The sequence below is a fragment of the Amycolatopsis echigonensis genome (genome assembly GCF_002846615.1).
Taxonomy (GTDB): Bacteria; Actinomycetota; Actinomycetes; order Mycobacteriales; family Pseudonocardiaceae; genus Amycolatopsis; species Amycolatopsis echigonensis.
This window is the reverse complement of record NZ_PJMY01000003.1, coordinates 4,095,984-4,122,268: the sequence shown is the minus strand read 5'-3', so window position 1 is coordinate 4,122,268 and position 26,285 is coordinate 4,095,984. Positions and strand designations below refer to the sequence as shown.

The 26,285-nt window shown below is 69.8% G+C and carries 24 protein-coding genes; 14 read left to right on the top strand and 10 right to left on the bottom strand.

All coding sequences use genetic code 11. The annotated features are described in order from the left end of the window. Window positions 1-32 precede the first annotated feature (32 nt). Window positions 33-1,781: a protein kinase domain-containing protein gene (locus ATK30_RS24685; protein WP_220817862.1), complete on the bottom strand. Its 1,749-nt coding sequence runs from the start codon at window positions 1,779-1,781 to the stop codon at window positions 33-35. 394 nt (window positions 1,782-2,175) lie between these two features. On the opposite strand from ATK30_RS24685, the gene ATK30_RS24680 reads away from it, so the two are divergent. Continuing rightward, window positions 2,176-4,050, top strand: a complete 1,875-nt coding sequence (locus tag ATK30_RS24680; RefSeq protein ID WP_101437601.1) for a propionyl-CoA synthetase — start codon at window positions 2,176-2,178, stop codon at window positions 4,048-4,050. 118 nt (window positions 4,051-4,168) lie between these two features. Then, window positions 4,169-5,740, top strand: coding sequence for a beta-N-acetylhexosaminidase (locus tag ATK30_RS24675; protein WP_167441992.1), 1,572 nt, complete (start codon window positions 4,169-4,171; stop codon window positions 5,738-5,740). Here the strand turns inward: ATK30_RS24675 and ATK30_RS24670 are convergent. Together ATK30_RS24670 and ATK30_RS24665 are read right to left on the bottom strand one after the other, a co-directional pair. After that, window positions 5,717-6,391: an MOSC domain-containing protein gene (locus tag ATK30_RS24670; RefSeq protein WP_101441044.1), complete on the bottom strand. Its 675-nt coding sequence runs from the start codon at window positions 6,389-6,391 to the stop codon at window positions 5,717-5,719. The two genes, ATK30_RS24675 and ATK30_RS24670, sit on opposite strands and share 24 nt — an antisense overlap. 13 nt (window positions 6,392-6,404) lie before the next feature. Continuing rightward, complete coding sequence (locus ATK30_RS24665) at window positions 6,405-7,346, bottom strand: LysR family transcriptional regulator (RefSeq protein ID WP_101437600.1); 942 nt, start codon at window positions 7,344-7,346, stop codon at window positions 6,405-6,407. 125 nt (window positions 7,347-7,471) lie between these two features. Between ATK30_RS24665 and ATK30_RS24660 the strand changes: the two genes are divergently transcribed. Both ATK30_RS24660 and ATK30_RS24655 read left to right on the top strand, forming a co-directional pair. Then, window positions 7,472-8,848, top strand: a complete 1,377-nt coding sequence (locus ATK30_RS24660) for a M20 family metallopeptidase (RefSeq protein WP_167441991.1) — start codon at window positions 7,472-7,474, stop codon at window positions 8,846-8,848. After that, window positions 8,845-10,113 carry an MFS transporter gene (locus ATK30_RS24655; protein WP_101437599.1) on the top strand — a complete coding sequence of 423 codons (1,269 nt, stop codon included), beginning with the start codon at window positions 8,845-8,847 and terminating at the stop codon, window positions 10,111-10,113. The genes ATK30_RS24660 and ATK30_RS24655 overlap by 4 nt, the downstream gene beginning before the upstream one ends. A 10-nt stretch (window positions 10,114-10,123) precedes the next feature. On the opposite strand, the gene ATK30_RS24650 is transcribed toward ATK30_RS24655, so the two are convergent. Together ATK30_RS24650 and adh are read right to left on the bottom strand one after the other, a co-directional pair. After that, window positions 10,124-10,495 carry a DUF779 domain-containing protein gene (locus ATK30_RS24650; protein ID WP_101437598.1) on the bottom strand — a complete coding sequence of 124 codons (372 nt, stop codon included), beginning with the start codon at window positions 10,493-10,495 and terminating at the stop codon, window positions 10,124-10,126. Then, window positions 10,495-12,018 carry an aldehyde dehydrogenase gene (gene adh, locus ATK30_RS24645; protein WP_101437597.1) on the bottom strand — a complete coding sequence of 508 codons (1,524 nt, stop codon included), beginning with the start codon at window positions 12,016-12,018 and terminating at the stop codon, window positions 10,495-10,497. The genes ATK30_RS24650 and adh overlap by 1 nt, the downstream gene beginning before the upstream one ends. Window positions 12,019-12,118: 100 nt before the next feature. Here adh and ATK30_RS24640 point away from each other — a divergent pair, with 100 nt between their 5' ends. Next, on the top strand, window positions 12,119-13,597 hold the full coding sequence (locus ATK30_RS24640; RefSeq protein WP_244194948.1) for a helix-turn-helix domain-containing protein: 1,479 nt from the start codon (window positions 12,119-12,121) through the stop codon (window positions 13,595-13,597). A 3-nt stretch (window positions 13,598-13,600) separates the two neighbouring features. Here the strand turns inward: ATK30_RS24640 and ATK30_RS24635 are convergent, their stop codons facing one another. Both ATK30_RS24635 and ATK30_RS24630 read right to left on the bottom strand, forming a co-directional pair. Beyond that, window positions 13,601-14,512 (bottom strand): NAD-dependent epimerase/dehydratase family protein, encoded by a 912-nt coding sequence (locus ATK30_RS24635; RefSeq protein ID WP_101437596.1) that lies wholly within the window; start codon window positions 14,510-14,512, stop codon window positions 13,601-13,603. 81 nt (window positions 14,513-14,593) lie between these two features. Then, complete coding sequence (locus ATK30_RS24630) at window positions 14,594-15,574, bottom strand: NAD(P)H-dependent oxidoreductase (RefSeq protein WP_101437595.1); 981 nt, start codon at window positions 15,572-15,574, stop codon at window positions 14,594-14,596. Between the two features lie 99 nt (window positions 15,575-15,673). Between ATK30_RS24630 and sigJ the strand changes: the two genes are divergently transcribed. The 6 genes from sigJ to ATK30_RS24595 all read left to right on the top strand — a co-directional run bounded on the left by sigJ (window position 15,674) and on the right by ATK30_RS24595 (window position 19,731). Continuing rightward, the gene (gene sigJ, locus ATK30_RS24625) at window positions 15,674-16,558 is read left to right on the top strand and encodes an RNA polymerase sigma factor SigJ (RefSeq protein ID WP_101437594.1); all 885 of its coding nucleotides are present in this window, start codon (window positions 15,674-15,676) and stop codon (window positions 16,556-16,558) included. Window positions 16,559-16,680: 122 nt separating this feature from the next. After that, a complete protein-coding gene (locus ATK30_RS24620) occupies window positions 16,681-17,121 on the top strand; it encodes a MarR family winged helix-turn-helix transcriptional regulator (RefSeq protein ID WP_101437593.1) in 441 nt (146 codons plus the stop codon). Between the two features lie 10 nt (window positions 17,122-17,131). Next, window positions 17,132-17,539 (top strand): hypothetical protein, encoded by a 408-nt coding sequence (locus tag ATK30_RS24615; RefSeq protein WP_101437592.1) that lies wholly within the window; start codon window positions 17,132-17,134, stop codon window positions 17,537-17,539. 115 nt (window positions 17,540-17,654) lie between these two features. Then, the gene (locus ATK30_RS24610) at window positions 17,655-18,440 is read left to right on the top strand and encodes an SGNH/GDSL hydrolase family protein (protein WP_101437591.1); all 786 of its coding nucleotides are present in this window, start codon (window positions 17,655-17,657) and stop codon (window positions 18,438-18,440) included. After that, a complete protein-coding gene (locus ATK30_RS24605) occupies window positions 18,437-19,006 on the top strand; it encodes a TetR/AcrR family transcriptional regulator (RefSeq protein WP_009083495.1) in 570 nt (189 codons plus the stop codon). Before ATK30_RS24610 ends, ATK30_RS24605 begins: the two co-directional genes overlap by 4 nt. Before the next feature lie 548 nt (window positions 19,007-19,554). Further along, on the top strand, window positions 19,555-19,731 hold the full coding sequence (locus tag ATK30_RS24595) for a response regulator transcription factor (RefSeq protein ID WP_279630015.1): 177 nt from the start codon (window positions 19,555-19,557) through the stop codon (window positions 19,729-19,731). On the opposite strand, the gene ATK30_RS24590 is transcribed toward ATK30_RS24595, so the two are convergent. Continuing rightward, the gene (locus tag ATK30_RS24590) at window positions 19,698-21,131 is read right to left on the bottom strand and encodes a phytoene desaturase family protein (protein ID WP_101437589.1); all 1,434 of its coding nucleotides are present in this window, start codon (window positions 21,129-21,131) and stop codon (window positions 19,698-19,700) included. The two genes, ATK30_RS24595 and ATK30_RS24590, sit on opposite strands and share 34 nt — an antisense overlap. A gap of 135 nt (window positions 21,132-21,266) precedes the next feature. Here ATK30_RS24590 and ATK30_RS24585 point away from each other — a divergent pair, with 135 nt between their 5' ends. Both ATK30_RS24585 and ATK30_RS24580 read left to right on the top strand, forming a co-directional pair. Continuing rightward, window positions 21,267-21,998: a DUF2786 domain-containing protein gene (locus tag ATK30_RS24585; protein WP_101437588.1), complete on the top strand. Its 732-nt coding sequence runs from the start codon at window positions 21,267-21,269 to the stop codon at window positions 21,996-21,998. Window positions 21,999-22,055: 57 nt separating this feature from the next. Beyond that, entirely contained in the window at window positions 22,056-22,769 is a 714-nt protein-coding gene (locus ATK30_RS24580; protein WP_101437587.1) for a GNAT family N-acetyltransferase, read from the top strand. Here the strand turns inward: ATK30_RS24580 and ATK30_RS24575 are convergent, their stop codons facing one another. Continuing rightward, window positions 22,770-23,699, bottom strand: coding sequence for a LysR family transcriptional regulator (locus tag ATK30_RS24575; protein ID WP_101437586.1), 930 nt, complete (start codon window positions 23,697-23,699; stop codon window positions 22,770-22,772). Between the two features lie 204 nt (window positions 23,700-23,903). On the opposite strand from ATK30_RS24575, the gene ATK30_RS24570 reads away from it, so the two are divergent. Continuing rightward, a complete protein-coding gene (locus ATK30_RS24570; RefSeq protein WP_101437585.1) occupies window positions 23,904-25,592 on the top strand; it encodes a 2-isopropylmalate synthase in 1,689 nt (562 codons plus the stop codon). Between the two features lie 41 nt (window positions 25,593-25,633). Here the strand turns inward: ATK30_RS24570 and ATK30_RS24565 are convergent, their stop codons facing one another. Beyond that, complete coding sequence (locus ATK30_RS24565; RefSeq protein ID WP_101437584.1) at window positions 25,634-26,281, bottom strand: response regulator transcription factor; 648 nt, start codon at window positions 26,279-26,281, stop codon at window positions 25,634-25,636. Between the last annotated feature and the right edge of the window lie 4 nt (window positions 26,282-26,285).

The following is a 26,285-nucleotide window of genomic DNA, read 5'->3' as shown; positions in this document are numbered from 1 at the left end:
CCGGTGAGAACCGTGATCACCACTCACGAGACTCAGCGGGGTGAGCGGCGCGGCACGATCTGCGTGACCGGCCCGTCCAGCGCCTTGCCCGACCGGCTCAGCCAGCCGTCGACCTCGCGGCGCACCGAGTTCAGCGTCGGACGGCGGCGCGGCTCCGGATCGAGCGACGCAGCCAGGATCCGCGCGTGCACCGAACGCTGCGGCAGGTGCGTCACCGGATCGGCCCGGGCCGCGGCCATCAGCGCGGCCATCGGCGTCTCGCGGGTGCCGCGCGGCGGCTGGCCGGACAGCGCGTAGCTGACCGTCGCGGCGAGCTGCCAGGCGTCCGACGCCGGGCTCGCCGGGGAGCCCATCGCCTGTTCCGGTGCGACGAAATCGGGCGTGCCGATCATCATCCCGGTGGCGGTCATCTTGGAATCGCCCTGGCTGCGGGCGATGCCGAAGTCGATGAGGTGCGCGATGCCCGCCGGGTCGAGAATGACGTTGGACGGTTTCACGTCGCGGTGCAGCACGCCCCGCTCGTGCGCGGCGACCAGCGCGCCCGCCATCGTCGACCACAGCCGGCCCGCGGCGACGTCGTCGATCGGGCCCTGTGCGTCGACCACCTCGGCGAGCGGGCGGCCCTGCAGGTACTCCATCACGAGCGCGAGCCCGTCCGGCTCCTCGACCAGGTCGTACACGCGAACGCAGTTGGGGTGGTTCACCACGGCCAGCGCCCGCGCCTCGCGCTGCATGCGCTCCTCGGTGTCGCGGTCGGGCGCGTGCGCGATCTTGAGCGCGACGGTGCGGTTGAGCTGCGTGTCGACGGCTTCCCAGACCGTGCCGAACCCGCCGTGCCCGAGCTGGCGGACGCGCCGGTACCGGCTGCTTCCCGCGTTGCGCGAACCGGGCGGCGGCGGGATCGCGCCGGGCGCGGCGGCCAGCATCCCGGCGGGCGGCGGCTCCGGAGCGGACGCGAGCGCAGTGGCGGGGTACGGCTTGTTCTGCGGCGGCGGAGGCGGCGGCAACGGCTCCCGGCGCGACGGCGGCGGCACGGCGGGCGGTTCGTCGCGGCGCGGCTCCGGCCGGTTGATCACCGACCACGGAGGCGGGCCGACCAGCGCGACCGGGATCAGCCCCAGGACGCTGAACGGCAGGAATCCGAGCCAGAAGTGCACGGCGGTGTTGGCCGACATGCCCGCGGTCGCGACCGCCATGACCACGAAGGGAATCCAGAAGAACCGCGACGGCCACTTGGGCCCGCGGCGGAATGCGGTGCGTGCCTGCAGCATCACGAACAGCAGCGAACCGACCGGCAGCACGGTGAAGGCGAGCAGGTAAAGCACGTAGGCGAGCTTGAGGCCGCGCGGGTAGAAGAGCGTCTCGAAGACGTTCGACCCGCCGCCGAGGTAGGTCTTCTGCGTGCCGATGAACGAGCAGTAGTTCGTGCTCAGCGAGGCCCCGCCGGACAGTCCGCTCGCCTGGCCCGCGTTGGCCGCGCGGAAGGTTTCCGAGATGCCCGACGCCATCAGCCACGGCAGCACCAGCACGCTGATCACGCCGATGAGCCCGAACACGGTGAGCGTGGTCGTGTCGTACCGGTTGCCGGTCCCCTTGCGCACGATCGCCACGATCAGCGCACCGGCCGCCGGGAAGAGCGCGACGAGCGCACCCGCTGTGGTCGTCGCCCACACCCAGTCGCCCGGGCAGAACCCCGGGCCGAACAAGGTGTGCGCGAACGAGAGCAGCGCGCTCGCGATTCCGCTCACCGGCTGGTTCCCCTCACTGTCAGTGTTGCCCATGTGCCGCTGCGCGGCCGATCCCCACGGTCCAGCTTAGGACGCACGCGGCCTCCGCGGGGTTGCCGGGTCGCGCCGGGAACGTGATCCACTGCATCGATCTTGCCGGGCCGACGATCTCCGCTGGCCGCACCCGACTCGATCAACTCGCCCGTGCGGCGGCGCTCCCCGCGCTACGTTCCGCGTCCGCACGAACACAGTCCCGCGTGGTGATGCCTGGGGAGGGTCACGTCCTGCCGGCGACCAGTACGCCTGCTGCGCCTCGCCTCGATCACCAGCCTGCCGGAAGCCGTCGCGCCGAGCAGGTCGGGCAGGTGCGGCCCCGCTGACCTGCGACCAGCCGCGGGAAAGGCCATCATGAGGGCAGATTCGGCCGTCAGACGTCAAAGGAGACCTCGTGGGCGCGTACACGGAGACGTATCGGCGCAGCCTGGACGACCCGGAGCACTTCTGGCTCGAAGCCGCCCGGGCGATCGACTGGACCAAGCGGCCCACCCGCGCGCTCGATTCGTCCGCCGCGCCGTTCTACCGCTGGTATCCCGACGGCGAGCTGAACACCTCCTACAACGCGCTCGACCGGCACGCCGACGGCGGCCGCGGCTCGCAGGACGCGCTGATCTGGGACTCGCCGGTCACCGGGCGCAAACGCCGCTACACCTACTCCGAGCTGCGGGACGAGGTCGCGACCTTCGCCGGCGCGCTCGCGTCGCTCGGCGTCACCCGCGGTGATCGCGTGATCCTCTACCTGCCGATGATTCCGCAGGCCGTCATCGCGATGCTCGCCTGCGCGCGGATCGGCGCGGTGCACTCCGTGGTGTTCGGCGGGTTCGCCCCGAAGGAGCTGGCCGCGCGGATCGAAGACGCGAAGCCGAAGCTGATCCTCGCCGCGTCGTGCGGGATCGAGCCGACGCGGATCGTCGAGTACAAGCCGATCATCGACGCCGCTCTCGAGACCACCGAACACCAGCCGGAGCACGTCGTGGTGTTCCAGCGCGAGCAGGCACGCGCGGAGCTTTCCGGCACCGACCTCGACTGGTCCGACCTCGTCGCCGACGCCGACCCGGCGGATCCGGTTCCGGTGAAGGCGACCGACCCGCTGTACATCCTCTACACGTCCGGCACGACCGGGCGGCCGAAGGGCGTGGTCCGCGACACGGGCGGGCACGCGGTCGCGCTGGCGTGGTCGATGGGCGCGCTGTACGACATCCACGCCGGGGACGTGTGGTGGACGGCCTCCGACGTCGGCTGGGTCGTCGGGCATTCGTACATCGTCTACGCGCCGCTGCTGATCGGCGCGACAACTGTGCTGTACGAGGGGAAACCCGTCGGAACTCCGGACGCCGGCGCGTTCTGGCGGGTCATCTCCGAGCACGGCGTGCAGGCGCTCTTCACCGCGCCGACGGCGTTGCGCGCGGTGAAGAAGGTGGACCCGGACGCGGACGAGCTCAAAAAGTACGACCTGTCCCAGTTCCGCACCCTGTTCATGGCGGGCGAGCGGCTCGACCCGGAGACCTACCACTGGGCGCACGACATCCTCGGCACGCCGGTCGTCGACCACTGGTGGCAGACCGAAACCGGCTGGCCGATCGCGGCCAATCCGCGCGGTCTCGAACCGATGCCGGTCAAACCCGGGTCGGCGACGAAGCCGGTGCCCGGCTGGGACGTGCGCATTCTCGACCAGGCGGGCGAGGAGCTTCCGGCTGGCCGCGAGGGTGCGATCACGCTGAAACTGCCGCTGCCGCCGGGTTCGCTGCCGACGCTGTGGGGCGACGACGAGCGCTACCGCGAGGCGTACCTGTCGCGCTACCCCGGCTATTACCTGACCGGCGACTCGGGCTACCTCGACGAGGACGGTTACCTCTTCGTCATGGGCCGCACCGACGACGTGATCAACGTGGCCGGGCACCGGCTGTCGACCGGGTCGATGGAGGCGGTGCTGGCGTCGCATCCAGCGGTCGCGGAGTGTGCGGTCATCGGGGTCGCGGACCAGCTGAAGGGGCAGGTGCCGCGTGGTTTCGTGGTGCTGAAGTCCGGTGTGGACGTGCCCGAGGACCAGCTCCGGGACGAGCTGGTCGCGCTGGTTCGCCGGGACATCGGGCCGGTGGCGGCGTTCCGGGACGTCTCGGTGGTCAGCGCGCTCCCGAAGACGCGTTCGGGGAAGATCCTGCGCAAGACGATGCGCGGTATCGCGGACGGCCGCGACGAGGCGGTTCCGTCGACGATCGAGGATCCGTCGGTGCTCGACGCGCTGCGGGCGATCCTGCGGCCCTGAGCATCCCGGCGAACGGGACACGCATCGCCGGCCGACCCTTTCGGGCGTTGTCAGCGGCACCGCAGTGGTCTATACCTCTTGAGGTCCGCCTTCTCCGCGACGCGACCGGAGGTATGCCGTGAGGAAGACCCTGTCCAGGGCCGTGCTTGGGGTGGCTGTGCTCGGGCTCGCCGCGGTGGGAGCGCCCGGGCCGGCCACGGCGAGTCCGGCGGCCGGCGAACGGCAGGTCACCGATCTCGTGCCGGTGCCGGTGCACGCTGTGGCGAAGGCGGACACCTTCCGGCTCACGCCGCTGACCGTGATCCGAGCCGGGCGCGGCGCCGGTGACGTCGCCGCGTACCTGCGCGGCTTGCTGCGGCCCGCGACCGGATTCCCGCTGCCGGTCGTCCCGGCGAGCCCGGGGCTGTCCGCGATCTCGCTCGACCTCGGCCACGCCGACCCGCGCGTCGGCGACGAGGGATACCAGCTCGACGTCACGAAGAACGACGTCCGGCTGCGCGCCAACACCGCCGCCGGACTGTTCGAGGGCGTCCAGTCGCTGCGGCAGCTGCTGCCGTCGGCGATCGAGGCGAAGACCGTGCAGCACCGCACGTGGACGATCTCCGGCGGCAGCGTGCTCGACTACCCGCGCTTCGCCCACCGCGGCGCGATGCTCGACGTCGCGCGGCATTTCTTCACGCCCGCGCAGGTGAAGAAGTACATCGACCAGATCGTCCAGTACAAGGTCAACACGCTGCACTTGCATCTCAGCGACGACCAGGGTTGGCGCATCGAAATCAAGAGCTGGCCGCGGCTGGCGACCGAAGGCGGCAAAACCGCGGCGTACGGCGACCCGGGCGGCTACTACACGCAGGAGCAGTACCGCGACATCGTCGCGTACGCCGCGAGCCGACACCTGACGGTCGTGCCGGAAATCGACATGCCCGGACACACGAACGCGGCGCAGTCGGTGTACGCGGAGCTGAACTGCGACGGCGAGGCAGTCCCGCCGCGCACGGACATCGAGGTCGGGTACAGCTCGCTGTGCATCAATTCGCCCACCACGTACCGATTCGTGGAAGACGTGATCCGCGAGCTCGCCGCGATCACCCCCGGCAAATACCTCGGCATCGGCGGCGACGAAGCGCATTCGACGTCCGCCGCGGACTACAAAACCTTCTACGAGAAGGTAAGCCCGATGGTCGCCAAGTACGGCAAGCTGATCACCGGCTGGCACGAAATCGCGAAGACGCCGTTGCCGACGTCCGCCGTGCCGCAGTACTGGGACCAGGGCGGCCCGAACGCGGACGTGGCCGCCGCCGCGGCACGCGGGAACAAGTTCGTCATGTCTCCCGCCAATCACGCCTATCTCGACATGAAGTACACGGAATCGACGAAACTGGGCCAGGATTGGGCTGGCCTGGTCGAAGTCCGCGACGCGTACGAATGGGACCCGGCGACGCTCGTTCCCGGCGTCGGGGAGAAGTCGGTCGCCGGGGTCGAAGCTCCACTGTGGACGGAAACCATCCGGACCAGCGACGACATCGAGTACATGGCCTTCCCGCGCCTGCCCGGCATCGCGGAGATCGGCTGGTCGCCTAAGTCGGCCCGGGCCTGGGACGGCTACCGGCAGCGCATCGCCAAGCAAGCACCGCGCTGGGAAGCGCAGGGAATCGACTTCTACCGCTCACCGCAGGTCGACTGGAGGTAGCTCCCGCGTGCGGTCCACTTTGGACTGAATCATCGCCAGATAGGTCTTCGGCAGCGCGGTGCTGGCCAGCACCCGCTCGGCCAGCTCCCGGACGTCCTGCTGCGCGTAGTTCGCCGAGGACGCGAGGAACGCCTCGCTGACGGTCGGCTCCTCGGCCCGTTCGATCAGGTCGAGGGGCCCGGCGGTCGGGACCGTGCCCGGCCGCAGCACGCGCAGGTACCAGCCGCACCGGCCGGTGCTGATCATCGCGGGCACGACGTCCTTGCGGCCGGTGCGCATGGCCAGCTTGAAGCACGGGTTGCGCGGTTGCGAGACCTGCACGATCGCGTCGCCCCACGCCCAGACGTCGCCGATCCGGGTCTCGTCCTCCAGCATGCCCCGCACGGAAAGGTTCTCGCCGAAATCGCCGTGCGCGACGTCGTAGCCCTCGCCGGTCCAGGACGGATAGTGCTCGGCCGGGTAGACGTAGACGGCCTTGTCCGGACCGCCGTGCACGGTGAGGTCGGCTTGCCGGTCGCCGTTCAGGTTGAGCTCGGACAGCGCCAGTTCCGGTGCGTCGACCCGGGTTTTGCGGATGGCGCTCAGGACCGGCGTGTCCCGTCGAAGACCGAGCACCGCGGGTTCTCCGACGTAGACTTCGTTCAGCGACAGCATGGCTCCGAACCTAGCAAGAGCGGGACGGCGTTTCCCCCGGTTTTCCCGGCGGCGGAGCCTGGACGAGCGTCGTCAGCACCGCGGTGAACCGGGTCAGCGCCGGCGGCAGGGATCGTCCGGCCATCGTCTGTACCTGCGCCTCCCGCTTCCGGAAGACCGGGTTGTCCACGAGCACGTACGCGACGCCCTCCGCGGCCGCGTCCTCGTGCGGGTCGCCGAGGCCGCCGACCAGCGCGATGCCGCCGCCGCGCCGGACGAACTCGTACTGCGGGGCCAGTTCGCCGCACTCCAGGACCCCGTTCACCGTCCGGTCCTCGATGCGCAGGGCGATGTCCAGCAGCTCCCGCAGGCTTTGCCCGGGGACGGGCAGCGCGATCGGGTGCTCGCACAGGTCGGCCACGCTCAGCCGGTCGCGACCGGCCAGCGGATGGCCGATCGGCACGATCGCGTACACCGGCACCACCACCGCGCTTTCCACCCGCACGCCGCGCTGCAAACCGGTCGCGTAGGTCACCGCGACGTCCGCCGAACCCTCCAGCACCCGGCGGGTCGCCTCCTCGCGGCCGACGACTTCGAGGCGGAACGCCACTTCGGGATGGTCCTCCCGGAACTGCGCCATCGCCTGCGGCACGACGCGCCGGGCGAATCCTTCAGAACACGCCACGGTCAGCGTCCGGGCCTGCCGGGCGCGGCCGGAACGCAGTTCGCCGAGCAGCGCCGCGGACTCGGCTTCGGTGCGGCGCAGGTAATCGAGCAGCAAGCTCCCGGCTTCGGTCGGCAGCATGCCGCGCGGATGCCGGACGAACAGCGGCACGCCGATCGACGTTTCGAGTTTCGCGATCTGCCTGCTGATCGCCGACGGCGCGACAGTGAGCGCGGCCGCCGCCTCGGTCACCGACCCGGTGCGGGCGACCTCGAGGAAGTAAGTCAGCCCGGCTGGCAGGAGGTGCATCGCAGCGCCCTTCGGTCTGGTTTGCCGAAATGAGAACGACAACCCGCCCAATCGGCAATGGTCAGGACGTATCGGCGCAGCTTACGCTGCCCGGACTGCTGGCACCGACTTCGGGAGAAGCGCCCGTGACACCGACCGAATTGCTCGCGAAAGCCCGGGACCAGGTGGACTCGGGCGCGTTCTTCGCCGAACTGGCCCGGATGGTCAGCTATCCGACGGTGAGCACCAGTCCGGACGGCCGGGTTGCCGTATCGGCATACCTGGACGAGGTGCTGGCTCCCGCGTTGACGACGCTCGGCTGCACGGTCGAGACCTTCCCGAACCCAGATCCGAGCGGCGGGCCGTTCCTCGTCGGCACCCGGACGGAATCGCCTGAGCTGCCGACACTGCTGTGTTACGGGCACGCCGACGTGGTCGACGGGCACGCCGGCCAGTGGAGCGAGGACCGCGACCCGTGGACGCTGACCGCGGACGGCGAGCGCTGGTACGGCCGCGGCGCCGCCGACAACAAGGGCCAGCACCTGGTCAACCTCACCGCGTTGCGGCTGGTGCTGGATCACCGCGGCGCGCTCGGGTTCAATCTGAAGTTCCTCTTCGAAACCGGCGAGGAAATCGGCTCCCCCGGGCTCGCCGACTTCGCCGCTCAGCACCGGGACCTGCTGGCCGCCGACGTGCTGATCGCCTCCGACGGCCCGCGCCTGGACGCCGCGACGCCGACGCTGTTCCTCGGCGCGCGAGGCGGAGTGCGGATCAACCTCGACGTCGACCTCCGGCCGGACGCCTACCACTCCGGCAACTGGGGCGGTCTGCTGCGCAACCCCGCCACGACGCTCGCCGGAGCGATCTCGTCCCTGGTCGACGGACACGGCCGGGTCCAGGTGCCGGAACTGCTGCCGAGCGACCTGCCGGAGACCGTGCGCGAGGCGCTCGCCGACGTGGTCGTCGCGAACACCCCGGGCGATCCGGTCCCCGACCCCGGCTGGGGCGCGCCGGGCCTGAGCGCGGCCGAACGGCTCTACGGCTGGAACACCCTGGAGGTACTCGCCTTCGGTGCGGCCGACGTGGACCGTCCGGTCAACGCGATCCCCGGCCGGGCCCGCGCGGTGCTACAACTGCGTTACGTCACCGGGACGACGCTGGACGGAATGACCGAGGCGATCGAGAAGCACCTTGCCGCGCAAGGGTTCTCGATGGTCGAGGTGAGCCTGTCGGAGAGCTATCCGGCCAGCCGGACGCCGGTCGACAACCCGTGGGTGCGGTGGGCGCAGTCCGTGCTCGCCGGCACCGGTCTCGCCACCCTGCCCAGTTTCGGCGGCGGGCTGCCGAACCACGTCTTCACTGACATTCTCGGCCTGCCCACGCTGTGGCTGCCGCACTCCTACCCGGGTTGCCTGCAACACGCCCCGGACGAACACCTGCTCGCGCCGATCGCCCGTGAAGGTCTCGTCCTCGCCACTTCGCTGTTCGACGCCCTCGGCCAGTCCGGAAAGGATGTTCGATGAACACCTCCGCGACCAAGACCCGCAGCGCTACCGTCACGCGCCGCGCCGTCGCCGCGGCGGTCATCGGGAACGCGCTGGAATGGTTCGACATCGCCGTCTACGCGTTGATGGCGGGCTATATCGGCAAAATGTTCTTCCCCGGCCACAATCCCGGCATCCAGCTGGTGGAGGCGTACGCCGTCTTCGGCATCACCTTCCTGATCCGGCCGCTGGGCGCGCTGGTCCTCGGCTCGTACGCCGACCGCCGCGGCCGGAGGCGCGCGCTGGTGGTGACCATCCGGCTGATGGTCGCCGGCACCTTCCTGCTGGCGATCCTGCCCGGGTACGACACGATCGGCGTGTTCGCGCCGATCGGCGTGATCGTCGCGCGGCTCCTGCAAGGGTTCGCGGCCGGCGGCGAATTCGGCGCGGCGACGTCGTTCCTGATCGAGCACGACGACCGGCGCAAGGGCTTCCTCGGCAGTTTCCAGTTCGCCAGCCAGGGTTTGGCGACGCTGCTCTCGTCGGCGTTCGCCGCCGGGCTGACCGCGCTGCTGCCTGCCGCCGAGATGACGTCGTGGGGCTGGCGGGTCCCGTTCGTGTTCGGCCTGCTGGTCGGGCCGGTCGGCTACTACCTGCGCCGGCACGTCGACGAAGCCCCTCGCCCGAAGGAGGACCGGCCGGAGTCCGCGGTGCGCGAGGTGTTCCGCCGGAATTGGGGCGGACTGCTAATCGCCGGCGGTGCGCTGGTGGTGTCGACGTCGCTGAACTTCATCCTGCAGTCGCTGCCCGCGTTCGCGATCAAGAACCTCGGGCTGAACGCGTCGGCCTCGTTCGCCGCGCTGCTGATCACTTCGGTGCTGCTCACGCTGGTCCCGCCGGTGGCCGGGCTGATGTCGGACCGTTACGGACGGATCCGGATGATGGCCGTCGCGGCGACGGTGATCGGGATTTCCGTGGTGCCGCTGTACGTGTGGGTCACGTCGGCACGATCGTTCGCCGTGCTGGCCGTCGCGATGGCCGTGCTCGGCTTGCTGAAAGCGGTCTACTTTGGACCCTTGCCCGCGGTGATGGCGGACGCGTTCCCGGCGCGGACGCGAGCGACGGGCCTGGCCTTCAGCTACAACACGGCCGTCGGCGTCTTCGGCGGGTTCACGCCCGCGATCGCCACCGCGCTGGTCACCACCACCGGATCGCCGATTTCGCCGGGCTACTACCTGGTGGCGACCGCCGCGGTCAGCCTCGCCGCGTTGTTCGCCGCTCACCGGACCCGCGGGATCCGGTGAGCGGCCAGCACTATCCGTTCAGTGCCGCGGATTCCTCGTCGCTGAACAACCGCGACCGGATCAGGAACCGCACGCCTTCCGGTGCCTCCAACGAGAAACCGCTCCCGCGTCCGGGCACCACATCGATCGTCAGATGGGTATGCCTCCAGTACTCGAACTGCGGCCCGGACATCCACACCGGAACCGCGTCGATTCCTTCCACCGTCAGGTCGCCCAGATGCACGTCGCGAGAACCGACACGGAATTCGCCTGCTGGGTAACACATCGGGGCGCTGCCGTCGCAGCATCCGCCGGACTGGTGGAACATCACCGGCCCGTGGGCTGACACCAGCCGCCGCAGCAGGTCGGCGGCGGCCGGCGTCAGGTCCACCCGCTCGGGCATCAGAAGAAGCCCAGCGCCTGGTCGGAGTAGGAGACCAGCATGTTCTTCGTCTGCTGGTAGTGGTCCAGCATCATCTTGTGGTTCTCGCGGCCGATGCCGGACGCCTTGTAGCCGCCGAAGGCCGCGTGTGCCGGGTAGGCGTGGTAGTTGTTCACCCACACCCGGCCGGCCTGGATGTCGCGGCCCGCGCGGTAGGCGGTGTTGCCGTCGCGCGACCAGACGCCGGCGCCGAGGCCGTACAGGGTGTCGTTGGCGATCTTCAGCGCGTCGTCGTAGTCGTCGAACTTCGCCACCGACACCACCGGGCCGAAGATCTCCTCCTGGAAGATGCGCATCTTGTTGTCGCCCTCGAACACCGTCGGCTGCACGTAGTAGCCGCCGGACAGGTCGCCGCCCAGGTCGGACTGCGCACCGCCGGTGAGCACCTTCGCGCCCTCCTGCTTGCCGATGTCGATGTAGGACAGGATCTTCTCGAGCTGGTCGTTCGAGGCCTGCGCGCCGATCATCGTCTCGGTGTCGAGCGGGTTGCCCTGCTTGATCTTCTTCACGCGCTCGACCGCGTCGCCGAGGAACCGGTCGTAGATGCCGGCCTGGATCAGCGCGCGCGACGGGCAGGTGCAGACCTCGCCCTGGTTCAACGCGAAGAGCGCGAAGCCTTCCTGCGCCTTGTCGTAGAACGCGTCGTTCGCCGCGGCGACGTCGTCGAAGAAGATGTTCGGGCTCTTGCCGCCCAGTTCGACGGTCACCGGGATGATGTTTTCGCTGGCGTACTGCAGGATCAGCCGGCCGGTCGTGGTCTCGCCGGTGAACGCGACCTTGCGCACGCGGTTGCTCGACGCGAGCGGTTTGCCCGCCTCGACGCCGAAGCCGTTGACGATGTTCAGCACGCCCGGCGGGATCAGGTCGCCGATGATCGACAGCAGCAGGTGGATCGACGCCGGGGTCTGTTCGGCGGGCTTGAGCACGATCGCGTTGCCCGCGGCCAGCGCCGGGGCGAGCTTCCAGACCGCCATCAGCAGCGGGAAGTTCCACGGGATGATCTGGCCGACCACACCGAGCGGCTCGTGGAAGTGGTAGGCGACGGTGTTGTCGTCGATCTGCGAGATGCCGCCCTCCTGGGCGCGCAGCGCGCCGGCGAAGTAGCGGAAGTGGTCGATCGCGAGCGGGATGTCGGCGGCGAGGGTCTCGCGGACCGGCTTGCCGTTCTCCCAGGATTCGGCGACCGCGATCTTCTCGAGGTTCTGCTCCATCCGGTCGGCGATCTTGAGCAGGATGTTCGCGCGCTCCTCGGGCGAGGTGCGGCCCCACGCGGGCGCGGCGCCCTCGGCCGCGTCGAGCGCCCGGTCGATGTCGGCCGCCGTCCCGCGGGCGATCTCGGTGAAGGTCTTCCCGGTCACCGGGGTCGGGTTCTCGAAGTACTGCCCGCCCGCCGGCGCGACGTATTCGCCGCCGATGTAGTGGTCGTAGCGGGTCTCGTAGTCGACGACGGAGCCGTCGGTGTTCGGTGCGGCGTATACGGCCATCTTGCCCTGCCTCGTTGCTGGTCGGTGACGGTCGGCGGCGACCGTAGGCCGGGCAACGTTGCGCCGACGTTGCAGCCTTGTGACCAGGGTCTCTACTCTCGTGCACGTGGCAGAGCCGCCCGAACCCGACCTGCTGCGCGACCCGGAGTCGTACGCGCAGCTGCTCCGGCACGTCCGCGAAGCGGTGCTGTCCGGGGCCGCCGCGCCGCGCTCGCCGCGCTCGGTGGTGTCGGAATCGTGGGAACGCTCGCTGGCCGCGCACGTCGACCCGGACGCGGGCGAGGCCCCGCTGATCTGCGAGGCGGACGAGCTCACCGAACTGCGTGCGGAGCATCCGCTGGCCCCGGTGCTGCCGCTGTTGCGCGAGATGCTGGTGAGCATCGCCGACGACGCCGAGCACATGATGATCGTGACCGACGCGAACGGCCTCATCCTGTGGCGCGAGGGCGCGACCGGCGTGCTGCTGCGCGCGGACCGGGTCGCGCTCACCGAGGGCACGAGGTGGAGCGAAGAGGCGATCGGCACGAACGCGATGGGCACCACGCTCGCGACCGGCCAGCCGGTGCAGATCTACTCCGCCGAACACCTCGTGCGCCGCTATCACACGTGGACCTGCGCGGCGGCCCCCGTGCGCGACCCGGACACCGGCGCGCTGCTCGGCTCGATCGACGTCAGCGGGCCGCTCCGCACGGTGCATCCGGCGATGTTGTCGCTGGTCACGGCCACCGCGCAGCTGGCCGAGGGACGGCTGCGGGCGCAGCTGGCGGTCCGTGACGAAAAGGTGCGACGGGCGAACATGCCGCACCTGGCGTCGTTGCGCGGCCGCCCCGGCGCGCTCCTTTCGGCGGGCGGACGGGTGCTGGCCGCCGAGGCGTGCACCCTTCCGTCCACTGTCGAGGTACGGAAAGGCGGCGGCACCGTGACGCTGCCGGACGGCCGGATCGCCACCGTCGACCCGCTCGACGAGGGTTACCTGTTGCGGATCGCGACGTCCGGCTCCGCGCCCCGGCGGAAGTTGTCGCTCGAATACCTCACCGACGGTCCGGGATCGACCACTGTGGACGGTCGAGACATCCCGTTCACCTTGCGGCACGCCGAATTGCTGACCCTGCTCGCGCTGCAGCCGCGCGGTCTGTCGGCGGAAAAGCTGGCGCTGCAGCTGTACGGCGAGTCTGGCAATCCGGTGACCGTCCGCGCCGAGATCCACCGGTTGCGCACCCAGCTCGGCACCGGGGTGTTGCAGACCCGCCCGTACCGGATCGCGGCCACAGTGGACGCGGATTTCCTGCGCACCAAAGCCGCCCTGCGTGCCGGCGACGCCGCCGCGGCGGTCCGGTCGTTCCAGGGACCGCTGCTCGCGGAGTCGGAATCGCCCGCGATCCTGGAGGAACGCGAGTCGATCAGCGCGCAGGTCCGGCAACTGGCGCTGAACAGCCGGGACGCGGACACGTTGTGGGCGTTCTGGGAGACCTCCTGCGGCGCGGACGATCTGGCGATTCTGGACGCGTTGTGCGCGGTCCTTTCGCCGTCGGATCCGCGACTGGCCGCGGTGCGGACGCACCGCGCCCGGCTCGGCTGATTCTTACCTCGCCACAGCGGTTTCCCGGATCGCGTCGTCGACTGTCGCCCGGCGGAAGGGCTCCAGGTACAGCTCTCTCAGCAGCAGACCGTCCATGTGCCGCACCGTCAGACCAGGCTGCTTTCCGGTGAGCCCGTTGAGGAATCCGCCGAGTTTGAAGGCACCGCGCACCGGCCAGGACGGCATCGGGCGCACCCGGCGCGGTCGTCCCGCCGCCGCGGCCAGCCGGGCGAACATGTCCGTCCACTGCAGGTTTTCTTCCGCCACCGGGATATCCGCGCCCGATGCCTGCTCCAACGCGTCCACCGTCGCGACGCCAACCCCGCGCGCACTCGTCGCCGCGGTACCACCGGCAGGCGCGAACAGCGGCGTGTTGGAGCGGACCCACTTCACAATCGGCACCGACCACTGCGGCACGCGATCCTCGGCAACACCGAAAACGAACGGCACCTCGATCACCGCGACCGGCAACCCCGGCCCCGCCGTTTCGCGCGCGACGCGGGCCTGCTCCTGCCGACTACGCACGTACGGATGCTTCGCGGCCAACCCCCACTCAGGGTGTACGCGGTCGAAGTACGTGTAGTAGGACCCGAGAACCGCAGCGCGCGTACAGCCTGCTTCGCGCGCTGCGCGCAACAACGCGGCGACAGGTGCGACGTTGCCCGCGCGCAGCCGAGGCTCGACCGGTCCGCGTCCGACCGCACGGTCGTCCATGCCGCCGGCGAAGACGACACCGTCATGTCCGTCGAGTGCTTCGCGCAGCTCGTCGTGCGAAGCCTTCGATACGTCGAGCGTCCGGTCGACACCCTCGCGCGCCGCGCGTGCGATCGCGGTCGTCTCGTGCCCGCGTTTCCGCAGTTCATCGAGCACGTGCTGACCTAGCAGGCCGCTGCCGCCCACTACCAAGATCTTCATGCCGCGTCCGTTTCTCCGTGCAGGTCTGAGCTGGCCACGTCGGCGAGTCTGGCAGACCCGCCGCGTGGCTCTGCTGAGGCGTCACGGCTCGAGGTCGACGACTCCCTTGCCGGTCGCGATGTCGAACGGCACGGACGCCTGGTCGTGGACGATCACCCAGTCGCCGCCGGTCTTCCGGAAGACGAAGGTGGCCCGGACCCACATGCCGTTCGCCTCGGTTCCGTCGCGGAGCAGCCCGCTCACGCGGCCGAAGCCGTGCCCCACGGCCAGGTCAGCGCCCACGGTGACGGTCAGGTCGCGGACCTCGTAGTCCACCTTTTCGAAGAGCGTGAACACCTTCTCCCAGTTCTTCAGCTTCGCGTCCATCCCCACGTGCTGCAACGGCGGCTCGACGTCGAAGGAAACGACGTCCGGGGCGTAGACCCGCTTCAGGCCTTCGAGATCCTTCGCCCGCAACGACTCGATGATCTTGTCGATGCGACCCCTGATCTCGGCTTCGTCCCCTTCGCGTCGCGCGCGTACCGAGGCGAGCGCGGTGCTCCACCGGACGACGTGATCTAGCAGCATGTCCAGCGCCGCGGCGTTGTACTCGCCCGGCTTGAAAACCTCGCCCTCGAACTCGGTGGCCAGGGGCAGCGTGACCTGCGGGGCGACGTCGGCCATTTGCAGCGCCCCGCAGACCAGCCGCAACTGCTCGACCGCGCGTGCCCCGCCGACGCCGCCGTACGAGACGAAGCCGGCCGCCTTGTCGTTCCACTCGAAGTACACGGTGTCCATGGCGTTCTTGAGCACGCCGGGCGCGGAGTGGTTGTACTCCGGCGTGACCAGCACGAACCCGTCGAACGACGCGAGGACCGCCGCCCACGCCCGGGTGTGCTCGAACCGGTAGCCGCCCGGCGCCATCGGCGGCTCGTCGAGGTGCGGCAGCGGGTGGTCGCGCAGGTCGACGAGCTCGAACTCGGCGTCCGTACGCCGGGTCGCCGTCTCGTGCACCCATCGCGCGACCTGGTCGCCCTTGCGGCCCGGGCGAGTGCTGCCGAGCACGATTCCGATCCTGATCATCGTTCTCCCCTGTTCGGATGCGTCTTCGCCCGGTACGACGAGACGGCCCGCCGGAACGTCAGGCATGACATTCCGGCACGCTGTTTCGTCGGAGGAGTCATGACAACAGCACCGGAGCCGGTCACCGGCGAGCGCAGGCACCTGGTCAATCTCGCGTACCGCCTTCTCGGTTCCCTCGCCGAAGCCGAGGACGCCGTCCAGGAGGCCTACGCCCGCTGGTACGCGTTGTCGCGGCCGCAGCAGGAAGCGATCTCTTCGCCCGGCGCGTGGCTGACGACGGTCGCCAGCCGCATCTGCCTTGACCTGCTCGGGTCGGCGCGGGTCCGGCGCGAGCGGTACGTGGGCGAGTGGATCCCCGAGCCGGTGCCCGACCACGCCGAGGGGGCGCACGGCGACCCCGCCGACCGGATCACCCTTGACGAGTCGGTCAGCATGGCGTTCCTCGTGGCGCTCGAAGCGATGACCCCGGCCCAGCGCGTCGCTCTCGTGCTGCACGACGTCTTCCGCTACTCCTTCGCCGAGGTCGCCGAGATCACCGGCCGCACCCCGGCGGCGTGCCGCGAACTGGCCTCCGCGGCCCGTCGCCGCATCCGCACCGCGCGGCTGTCCGCGATCCCGGCGGCGCACCAGGCCGGCCTGGTGCGCACCTTCAAACAGGCCTGGCAAGCCGCGGACATCGACACCCTGATCGGCCTCCTCGACCCCGACGCCACCTTCACCGCGGACGGCGGTGGTCTGGTCCAGGCCGCCCTGGAACCGATCAACGGCGCCGAAGCGATCGCCCGCTACCTCACCGACCTGGCCGTCCGCGGCGGCGGCTCGATGACCTTGGCGGAACGCGCCGTCAACGGTAGGCCCGGCCTGGTCATCCGGCGCGGGGAGGAGATCTCGGCCGTGTACGCGTTCGATGCCGCGGGCGGCCGCGTCACGCACATCTGGGCCGTCCGCAACCCGCAGAAGCTCCGGCTGTGGACGGGCGGCTGATTCGATGTCCGTCCGCCTGAAGGTGTCGGCGGCCGGGTGCGCCTAGCCGCACTTCGACACGTTCGAGCTCGGATCTCCGCCAGATAGTAGCCATAGCTATAGTTTCCATTTACACTATCTACATGGAACCAACGCTCGGGTATCTCGTCTGGCGGCTGTCGATGAAATGGCGGTCCTCCGTCGACCGGGCGCTGGCCCCGCTGGGCCTGACCCACGCGCAGTACGTGGTGCTGGCGTCCCTCAGCGGTTTGTCGGCGCGCGGCCCGGAGCCGAGCCAGCGTCAACTGGCGGACCACGCCGGCCTGGAGCCGATCTACGTCTCGAAACTGGCCAGGGCGCTGGAGAACGCGAGCCTCATCGAGCGGCCGGTGCATCCGGACGATCCGCGTGCCGTCCGGCTCGTGCTGACCGACCGCGGCCGGAAGACGGTCGCCGAGGCCATCGCGATCGTGCATGCGCTCATGGCCGAGCAGACCGCCGCCATCGGCGGGCCGAAAGGCAAGCAGGCCAAGGAGTTCCGGGAAACCCTGCTCGCCCTGCTGGGCGAAAACCCCTCACCATAAGGAATCAGACATGACCACGTTCAACGCTCGTACCGTCGTGATCGCCGCCGCCGCTTTGACCGCGCGGCGGGACACCATCCTCGGCCAGGCAGGGCTCGGTTTCGTGGAGTCGCTCGTGCTGCGGGCCGTCGCGGCCGGATCGGCGACACCGGATGAAGTCGCGGCCGCCGTCGTGACGCCCAACGTGATCGACGAAGCGCAGGTGTCGGCGGCGCTGGAAAGCCTCACCGCGGCCGGGCTGATCGACGGCGCGATCTCCGCGACAACGAAGGGCGAAGCACTCAACGCCCGGATCAACGCTGCCAACGCGCGTTCGTCCGCCCTGCTGCTCGACGGAATCGACGAGCGGGACCTGGCCGTCGTGACGCGGGTGCTCGATCTGATCACCGAGCGTTCGGCGACACCCCTGGCGCTGTAGGCGGCCCCCGACTAGCACCTCCGGACACTGCCACCACGGCACCCCGAGGTAGACACCGTCTACATACTTTGATAGACAGTGTCTACAAGATGAACCAGGGGTTACGGAGAGCGGAATGGGTTTCCACACGTTCGTCGCCGTCGGCGACAGCTGCGCGGAGGGGCTGGACGATCCCTACCCGGATCACAGCCAGTACCGCGGCTGGGCGGACTACGTCGCCGGGCGGCTCGCGCGCGACGAAACCGGTTTTCGCTACGCCAATCTGGCCGTTCGCGGACGACGGCTCGACCAGATCACGGCGGAGCAGCTCCCGACGGCCGAGCGGCACGAACCGGACCTGATCGCGTTGTTCGGCGGCGGCAACGACGTGATGAGCCGCGGCTGGGACGCTCGCACGGTCGCCCGTCGCGTGGACACCGCGATCCGGCGGTGCACGCAGATCGCGCCGACCGTCGTCACGTTCACCTTGAGCGACATCGCGCATCGCATGCCGCTGGGCGGGCGGATGCGGCCGAGGGTCACCGCGCTCAACGACGCGATCCGCGAGGCTTCGGTCAGCTACGGCGCGAAGCTTGTCGACCTGTGGCCGGACCAGGCCGCGCACGACTCGCGCTACTTCGGGCCGGACCGGCTGCACCTGTCGCAGGCCGGACATCTGCGCGTCGCCGGCCACGTGCTCGATCGGCTCGGCGTCGCGCACGACGGCAGCTGGCTTCAGCCGCTGCCCGGCGCTCCGGCCCCGGGCAGCGCGATCGCCGACCTGCGCTGGCTGTGGCAGGAGGTGCTGCCGGTAGGGATCACGCGGCTGCGCAACCGGATCATCGGCCGGTCCCCCGGCGACGGCTTCCTGCCGAAGCGTCCAGAGCTGCTGCCGGTGGCGTTCTCCGAAGCTCAGGTATGAGCGCGCGGCAGCGGTTGATCCGTACCGCAGCGGACCTGCTCGTCGGTTCTGGCGTCGAGGCCGTGACCTTGCGCGGTATCGCGAAGGCGGCTGGCGTGTCGCACGGTGCGCCGCTTCGCCACTTCTCGGGACGCGCGGAGCTGCTGTCCGCCGTAGCAACGCTTGGCTTCACACAGCTGCTCCATCGCGGCGCACAGTTGCCCGACGGCACCCCGCGCGAACGCGTCACCGCCGCCTGTCACGCGTACGTCGACTTCGCGGTGGCGAACCCCGCCATGTTCGAGCTGATGTTCCGTCGCGACCTCATTGACCCGGAGGAACCAGGGTTGGTCGCGGCCAGCAGCGCCGTCTTCGACACCTTCGCCGAGCTAGTGCGTCTGGACCGCGCCGAAGCGGACGACGACCGACTGCGTCCGGGTACGGATCCACGGCTTGTCGCTGCGTCGCTGTGGGCCGCGTTGCACGGTCTCGCGCAGCTGTGGTTGTGGGGCGGACTGGCCGGAGCCAGCTTCGCACCTTCGCCGGAATCGGCGTTGGCGGTGACACTCGACGCGTATCTGGGGTGAAGCTCCAGCGGAGAGCCCGGAATCCCCCTGGCTCTCCGCCGAACAGCGGGAATGGATGACCATTCGGAGCTGACGGTAATCGTTCGATTCCTTCCGCGGATTCCGCCCTTAGCCGCAGTCTCGGGTAAACCCTGGCGGTAGGCGGCCTGCCGCGATCGCGGTAGGGATGAGGAAACCGCCGGTCAGGAAGGTAGTTTCAGGGCCGCGATGCGGATCCTCCGGGCGCGGCCACTGTGCAAGGATTCGCTGCTGGCCGCCGCGGTCGGACTATTCCTTTTCGCCGGTGCGGCCGGCCTCGAGGAGCTTCCCGCGCTGGTCACCCGGGTCCGCGAAGCCGGGCTGACGGTGCGGCTGCGGGTCGCCGGAACGTCTCGGACGCTGCCGTCGGGTCAGCAGTTGTGCGCGTACCGGGACGGGCTGGAGGCCGTGCGGGAGGCGGCGCGACTGCGGCCCGAGGTGATCCTGATGGACATCCGGCTGCCCGGCCCAGACGGCGTGTCAGCCGCCCCACAATCTCGCCGGGCCGGAGAACCCGCGCGTACTGCGAGGTGCTCCGGCTGGTCGGCACCGGGATGCCGAACGGGGAGATCGCGGCTCGGCTGCTGGTCAGCGAGGCGACGGTGAAGACGCACCTCAACCGGTTGACGCCGAAGCTCGGGATTTCCAGCCGGGCGCAGGCGGTAGTGGTCGCTTACGAAACCGGCCTGGTCCGGCCTGGCCGGTAGCCGAATTCGTTGCGCAGCACGCGTTCCGCGGCGTGCTGACCGGCCATTCCGTGCACTCCGGGGCCGGGCGGCGTCGCGGCCGAGCACAGGTAGACGCCGCGCAACGGGGTCCGGTACGGGTCCCAGCGCAGGACCGGCCGACCCAGCACCTGGCGCATCGTGACCGCGGCGGCGGCGATGTCCCCGCCGACGTAATTGGCGTTGTACGCCTCGAACTCGCTCGCCGGGATCGCGCGCGAGGCGAGGATCGTGTCGCGGAAACCGGGCGCGAAGCGTTCGATGCGGCGGATGATCGCGGCGGTCGGGTCGAGCGGATCTCCGTGCGGGACGTGGGCGTAGGCCCAGATCGGCTGTTTGCCCGGGAGACCGCGGGACGGGTCGGCGGCCATCGGCTGGGAGAGGAGGACGAACGGATCCCGCGCCCGCTTCCCGGCGGCTACCGCGTTTTCCGCCGCGTGCACCTCGGCTCTTGTCCCTCCGATGTGGACAGTCCCGGCGCGGGCGAGTTCCTTTTCGCGCCACGGGATCGCTTCGGAGACCAGGAAGTCGACCTTCGCCGCCGCCGGTCCGTAACGGACTTTCTCCAGCGCCCTGCGGTACTGCTGGGGCAGCAATGGACCGGCGAGGTCGAGGACACCTTTGGGTGCCAAGTCCAGCAGTACGGCGCGCGCGTGCGCCAACTCGCGTACGTCAGCGACGCGCGCGTTGGTGCGTACGCGACCACCGTGGGCCTCGATGTCCGCGACAAGAGCGTCGCTGATGCGTTGGGAACCGCCGCGGGGAATCGGCCAGCCTGTGGTGTGCGCGAGATGGCACAGCAGTACCGCTATGCCGCCGCCAATGAGCGACGGCAGCTTGCCAAGCGCATGCGCCTCCACGCCAGCGATGAGCGCCGCCGCTTCCTTGCTCCTGAAGGAATTCACTGTCGCCGCGAGAGCGCGCGTCGCGATGTACGCAGCCGTACGCGGACGCGGTGGGCGGCGAAGGTCGCCGAGGAGCACTTCGGTGATCTCATCGCTGTGCTCGATCAGCGGTGCCATGAAACGCCGCCACTTCGCACCGTCTGTTCCTAGCCGCGCACAGGTACGGTCGAGATCCGCGTACGCGATGCCTGTGGTCTTCTCGTCGATCGGATGCGCGTACGGGATTTCGGGATAACAGAGGTCGAGATCGAACTGGCGGAGAAACGGCGAAGCCGCGGCCATCGGATGGACCGCCGAACAGATGTCATGGACAACGTCGGAGTCGAACAACCGCTTCGACCGCGCCCCGCCGCCCGGCTCGGCCGACGCCTCGTACACCTCGACCGACAACCCGGCCCGCGCCAGCACCACGGCCGCGGCCAGGCCGTTCGGCCCCGAGCCGACGACCGCGACGTCCAGCGTGACGGGCGGAGACACCTCTCAAGCCTACGGCTGCGACGAACCGGGCGCCCAGTGTCACTCCCGAACATCTGATCGAATATTGTCGTACCCCACGCCTACCGTGCACCCCATGCCGGTCCGCACGGGCCGCGCCTGCTGGAGAGGGGGGTCATGCCCGACCACGACACGTTGCTCGAGCGCGTGCGGAAGCTGCTCGCCAAGGCCGAGGACCCGGCCGTCACGCCCGCCGAAGCCGAGCTGTACAACACCAAAGCGGCGCAGCTGATCGCGCGGCACGGGATCGACAACGCGATGCTGGCCGCGTCCGGGCAAACCGGCGACGACATCACGGTGCTGAAGCTGCCGATCTCCAATCCGTACAGCCGCGACAAAGCCAGCCTGCTCACCAGCATCGCGTATCCGTTGCGCTGCCGGACCTTGCTGCATCGAGTCGGTCAAGGAGTCGAAGAGGTCACCGTGTTCGGCTTCCGCACCGACCTCGCGCGGGTCGAGCTGCTGTTCACCAGCCTGTTGCTGCAGGCGAGCACCCAGCTCACCCGGGTGCGGCCGGAGGAACGGGTGTTCCGCGAATCGCTGGCGGCCTACCGGCGGACGTGGCTGCACGGTTTCGCCCGTGCGGTGCATGAACGGCTGACCGCGGCGGAGGAAAACGCCGCGCGGACGTACTCCGACGTCGCCGGCGGGAAGTCCGCGGAGCTGGTGGTGCGGGACCGGACGGCGCTCGTGCAGCAGGCCTTCGACCGCGAGTACGGCGACCTGCGCTCGGCGGCCCCGCGACGGTTGTCGGGATCGGGCTACCGGGAGGGCCACCGGGCCGGGACCCGGGCGAACCTCGACCCGGCGGCACTGGGCAGGCGGAGGTCGGCGCTTCCGGTGCGGTGAGCTCGATGCCGCTTCCCGAAGCGCGGACGGGCGCGCCAGGCAACGAGGGGAGATCTCGTGATTCGCGTCGAAGACCTCGCCGCCCGGCCGGAGCTGCGCGCTCCCGCGCTCCAGCTGGGGTTCGTCGGCGGAGAGTTCCTCGGCCACGGCCTTACCGGCGGGCTGGCCAGCTCGAAGCGGATCGCCGCGCACTGGCCCGAGTTCTTCCTGGTCCTCCTCGATGACGACGTTCCCGTCGCGCGGGCGGCGGCGATTCCGGTCGCCTTCCCCACCTCGGAACGGCCTGAACTGCCTGACCACGGCTGGGACGGTGCCCTCGTCTGGGCCGCGGAAGACCATCTCGACGAACGGTCGCCCACCGCCCTTGTCGCGCTGGAGGTGTACGTCGCGGAAACCGCACGCGGGCGAGGCCTTGCCGCACAAGCGCTGATGGAACTGAAGAACCGGGCGCGCCGGGCCGGGCTTTCCCGGCTGGTCGTGCCGGTGCGGCCGACCGGCAAACCACCCGTGGAGTCCATTGTGGACTACCTCGGCCGCGGCACCGATCCCTGGCTGCGCAGTCACGAGCGGCTCGGTGCCGAGTTCCGGAAAATCGCACCGTTCGCGATGACCGTCACCGGCACGCTCGCGCAGTGGGGGCAGTGGACCGGTATCCGCCTCAAAGACGGGCACACCGTCGTGCCCGGCGGTATCGCGCCCGTGCTCGCGTCGACGGAACAGGATCTGGGCGTATACGTCGAGCCGAACGTCTGGTACGAACACCCGCTCTGACTAGGCCCGTTCCCAGCTGGGCAGCCAAACCCCGTCCCCTGGCTCCGGTCCCGTCACCAGGTAGTCGCGCAGTTTCCGCACGTCCGGATGCGCGGGCTCCCGCCGCCACAGCAGCGACATCGGGTACACCGGCGTCGGGTCGACCACCAGCACCCGGCGGAGGTCGTACTCGTCCGGCCAGAAGTAGCGCGAGCCAGCGCCCACGAAGGTCGACAGGTCCGGCGACGTCGCCAGTTCGTCCAGCATCGTTTCGTTGCCGAAGACCGGACCGGACACGTCGATGGTCAGATCGAACGCTTCCGACAGCTCGGCGTAGTACGCGCCCCATTCCGTGGTCACCGACAGCCCCGGCATCCAGATCCGGTGGCCAGCCAGTTTCGCGATCGGCACCGACGACAGGTCGGCGAACGGGTGCCGCGGGCCGACGAGCAGCTCGTGCGGGTCGTAGTCCACCACGCCGCTCGTCACGCCGCCGGGCAGGTCGCGCTTCGGCACCCCGCGGAACGCCGCGTCGACCGAACCGGCCGCGACCGCGGCGACGGCGGCGTCGAAGCTCAGCTCGGCGCCGGTGGTCACGACCTCCAGCTCCACCTCCGGGAAGGCCCGGTGGAACCTCAGCGCCAGCTGCGCCGACTTGGTCCGCCGGTTCAGCACGTCGACCCGCAGCGGGCGCTTCTCCGGCCGCACCGCGGCGAGCGCGCGTTTCTCCGCGTCGAGGAGCACCCGTGCATGCGGCAGGAATGCCTCGCCGTCGGTGCTCAACCTGGCCCCGCGCGCGGTCCGGGTGAACAACTGCACCCCGAGCTCGCGCTCCAGCGCACCGACGCGCTTGGACACTGCTTGCTGCGTGATCCCCAGCTCCGCGGCCGCTTCCTGGAACTGCCCCCCGTCGACAACGGCGACGAAGGTCCGCACGAATTCCAGCTCCACGAGCCAATCCTAAGCGCTCGCGCCGCCCGCGGCGGGCACCTGCCCCAACACCGCTACTTGTCTGAGGAGTTGTGCTACGCTCCGCCTCGATGTTCACGCGCTTCCTTCTCCTTCGCCGCCACGGCGGGGCCTGACCGGACCGGCCCCCCGCCGTGGGGCAAGCACGCGTGCCGGTCGGCTCCCGACCTCCGAGAAGGACCGCAGATGAACACCAGGTGGAACCGGCAGCGAGCTTCCCGCATGCCGTCGCACCGCTACCGCGACGTCTACCAGCGGGTTGACGTCCCCAACACTGACCGAGCCTGGCCCGGCAACCGGATCACCCGGGCCCCGCTCTGGGTGCCGGTCGACCTGCGCGACGGCAACCAAGCCCTGGCCGAACCGATGGATCCGGCGCGCAAACGCCGGTTCTTCGAGTTGATGACCGGCATGGGATACAAGGAAATCGAGGTCGGCTACCCGTCCGCCTCGCAGACCGACTACGACTTCGTCCGGCTGCTCGCGGACACCGACCTGGCCCCCGACGACGTCACGATCGTCGTGTTCACCCCGGCACGGCGCGACCTGATCGAACGCACCGTGGAGTCCGTTCGCGGCATCCGCAACGACGTCGTGATCCACCTGTACACGGCCACCGCGCCGACCTGGCGCACGGTGGTCCTCGGCCACGATCGAGCGTCGCTGAAAGAACTGATCCTCTCCGGTGCCCGTGACGTTCTGCGCGCGGCCGGCGACCTGCCGAACGTCCGCTTCGAGTTCTCCCCCGAGGTCTTCAACCTCACCGAACCCGACTACGTGCTGGAGGTCTGCGACGCGGTCACCGAGATCTGGCAAGCGAGCCCAAACCGTCCAGTGATCCTGAATCTGCCAGCGACCGTCGAGATCGCGACGCCCAATGTGTACGCCGACCAGATCGAGTACATGCACCGCAACCTCGCGCGCCGCGATTCGGTGATCCTGTCCGTGCACCCGCACAACGATCGCGGCACCGGCGTCGCCTGCGCCGAACTCGCCGTGCTGGCCGGGGCCGAACGCGTCGAGGGCTGTATCTTCGGCAACGGCGAGCGCACTGGAAATGTCGACCTGGCGACCCTGGCGCTCAACCTGCACGCCCAAGGCGTGGACCCGATGATCGATTTCTCGGACATCGACGAGATCCGCCGCACCGTCGAGTACTGCAACCGGATCGAGGTCCACGCACGGCATCCGTACGTCGGCGACCTCGTGCACACCGCGTTCAGCGGCACCCATCAGGACGCGATCAAGAAGGGTCTCGCCGAACATCACGCGCGTGCCGCGGAAACCGGTGTGCCCGCGCACGAACTGGACTGGCGCGTCCCGTACCTGCCGATCGACCCGGCCGACCTCGGCCGTGACTATGCCGCCGTCATCCGGGTGAACTCGCAGTCGGGCAAGGGCGGAATCGCCTATCTGCTGGAAAACGAGTACGGCATCACGCTGCCGCGTCGGCTGCAGATCGATTTCGCGCGCCGCGTCCAGGACCACACCGACGGCTCCGGCCACGAGGTGACCGCGACGGAACTGTGGCGGCTCTTCGAAACCGCTTACCTCCAGCCGAATCCGGCCATCACGGTGTCCCGGTTCGAAAACTCGGCCGACGAGCACACCAGCATCACCCTGTGCGTCGACGGGATCGAGCAGACCAGCACGCACACCGGAATCGGACCGGTCGAAGCGCTCACCGCGGCGCTCGGCGAGCACGGGCGGAAGGTGGACATCGTTGCCCTGTACCAAACCAGCATCGGCTCCGGCAACGGCAGCGAAGCATTGACGCTGCTGGAATACCGCACCGACAGTGGTACACAATGGACAGCCGGGCGCGATCGTTCGGTACTCGCGGCCAGCCTGACCGCGGTGGTGAACGCCGCCTGAGCGCTGCGGTGCGGGCGTGGCCTGGCCGCGCTCGCACCGCTTCAGCCGTTCCCGCGAAGAAATGCCAGCACGGCCAGCACTCGCCGGTTCCCCTCGTCCGTCGGCGGGAGGTCGAGCTTCGACAGGATGCTCCCCACGTGCTTGCCCACCGCGGCGTCGGACACCACCAGCCGCCGGGCGATCGACGCGTTGGAATGGCCCTCGGCGATCAGCGACAACACCTCCCGTTCCCGCGCCGACAACCGGCCAAGCGGATCGGCCCGCCGGCGCAGCAGCTGACGCACCACCTGCGGATCCACCGCCGTTCCGCCGTCGACGACCTGCCGCAGCGTCGCGATGAATTCCTCGACGTCGACCACCCGGTCCTTCAGCAGGTAGCCGACCCCGCGCCCCTCGGCGGAGTCGAGCAACTCGGCCGCGTGACGGTGCTCGACGTATTGGCTCAGCACCACCACGGCCAGCTCCGGCCGCGTGCGCCGCAACTCGACCGCGGCGCGCAGCCCCTCGTCCGAATGCCCGGGCGGCATCCGGATGTCGGTGAGCACCAGGTCCGGATCGTGCTCGCGCACAGCGGCGTGCAGACGCTCGGCATCGCCGACCGCGGCGACGACCTCGAAGCCGAACCGCTCCAGCAAACCGCACAATCCCTCGCGCAGCAGCACCTCGTCTTCGGCGAGGACGACCCGCATCGGC

Bases quoted from the DNA above. Each gene is read 5' to 3' on its own strand.
- ATK30_RS24685 (WP_220817862.1), bottom strand. From the start codon at position 1,781: ATGGGCAACACTGACAGTGAGGGGAACCAGCCGGTGAGCGGAATCGCG.
- ATK30_RS24665 (WP_101437600.1), bottom strand. From the start codon at position 7,346: ATGCACCTCCTGCCAGCCGGGCTGACTTACTTCCTCGAGGTCGCCCGC.
- ATK30_RS24655 (WP_101437599.1), top strand. From the start codon at position 8,845: ATGAACACCTCCGCGACCAAGACCCGCAGCGCTACCGTCACGCGCCGC.
- ATK30_RS24650 (WP_101437598.1), bottom strand. From the start codon at position 10,495: ATGCCCGAGCGGGTGGACCTGACGCCGGCCGCCGCCGACCTGCTGCGG.
- adh (WP_101437597.1), bottom strand. From the start codon at position 12,018: ATGGCCGTATACGCCGCACCGAACACCGACGGCTCCGTCGTCGACTAC.
- ATK30_RS24635 (WP_101437596.1), bottom strand. From the start codon at position 14,512: ATGAAGATCTTGGTAGTGGGCGGCAGCGGCCTGCTAGGTCAGCACGTG.
- ATK30_RS24630 (WP_101437595.1), bottom strand. From the start codon at position 15,574: ATGATCAGGATCGGAATCGTGCTCGGCAGCACTCGCCCGGGCCGCAAG.
- sigJ (WP_101437594.1), top strand. From the start codon at position 15,674: ATGACAACAGCACCGGAGCCGGTCACCGGCGAGCGCAGGCACCTGGTC.
- ATK30_RS24620 (WP_101437593.1), top strand. From the start codon at position 16,681: ATGGAACCAACGCTCGGGTATCTCGTCTGGCGGCTGTCGATGAAATGG.
- ATK30_RS24615 (WP_101437592.1), top strand. From the start codon at position 17,132: ATGACCACGTTCAACGCTCGTACCGTCGTGATCGCCGCCGCCGCTTTG.
- ATK30_RS24610 (WP_101437591.1), top strand. From the start codon at position 17,655: ATGGGTTTCCACACGTTCGTCGCCGTCGGCGACAGCTGCGCGGAGGGG.
- ATK30_RS24605 (WP_009083495.1), top strand. From the start codon at position 18,437: ATGAGCGCGCGGCAGCGGTTGATCCGTACCGCAGCGGACCTGCTCGTC.
- ATK30_RS24585 (WP_101437588.1), top strand. From the start codon at position 21,267: ATGCCCGACCACGACACGTTGCTCGAGCGCGTGCGGAAGCTGCTCGCC.
- ATK30_RS24570 (WP_101437585.1), top strand. From the start codon at position 23,904: ATGAACACCAGGTGGAACCGGCAGCGAGCTTCCCGCATGCCGTCGCAC.
- ATK30_RS24565 (WP_101437584.1), bottom strand. From the start codon at position 26,281: ATGCGGGTCGTCCTCGCCGAAGACGAGGTGCTGCTGCGCGAGGGATTG.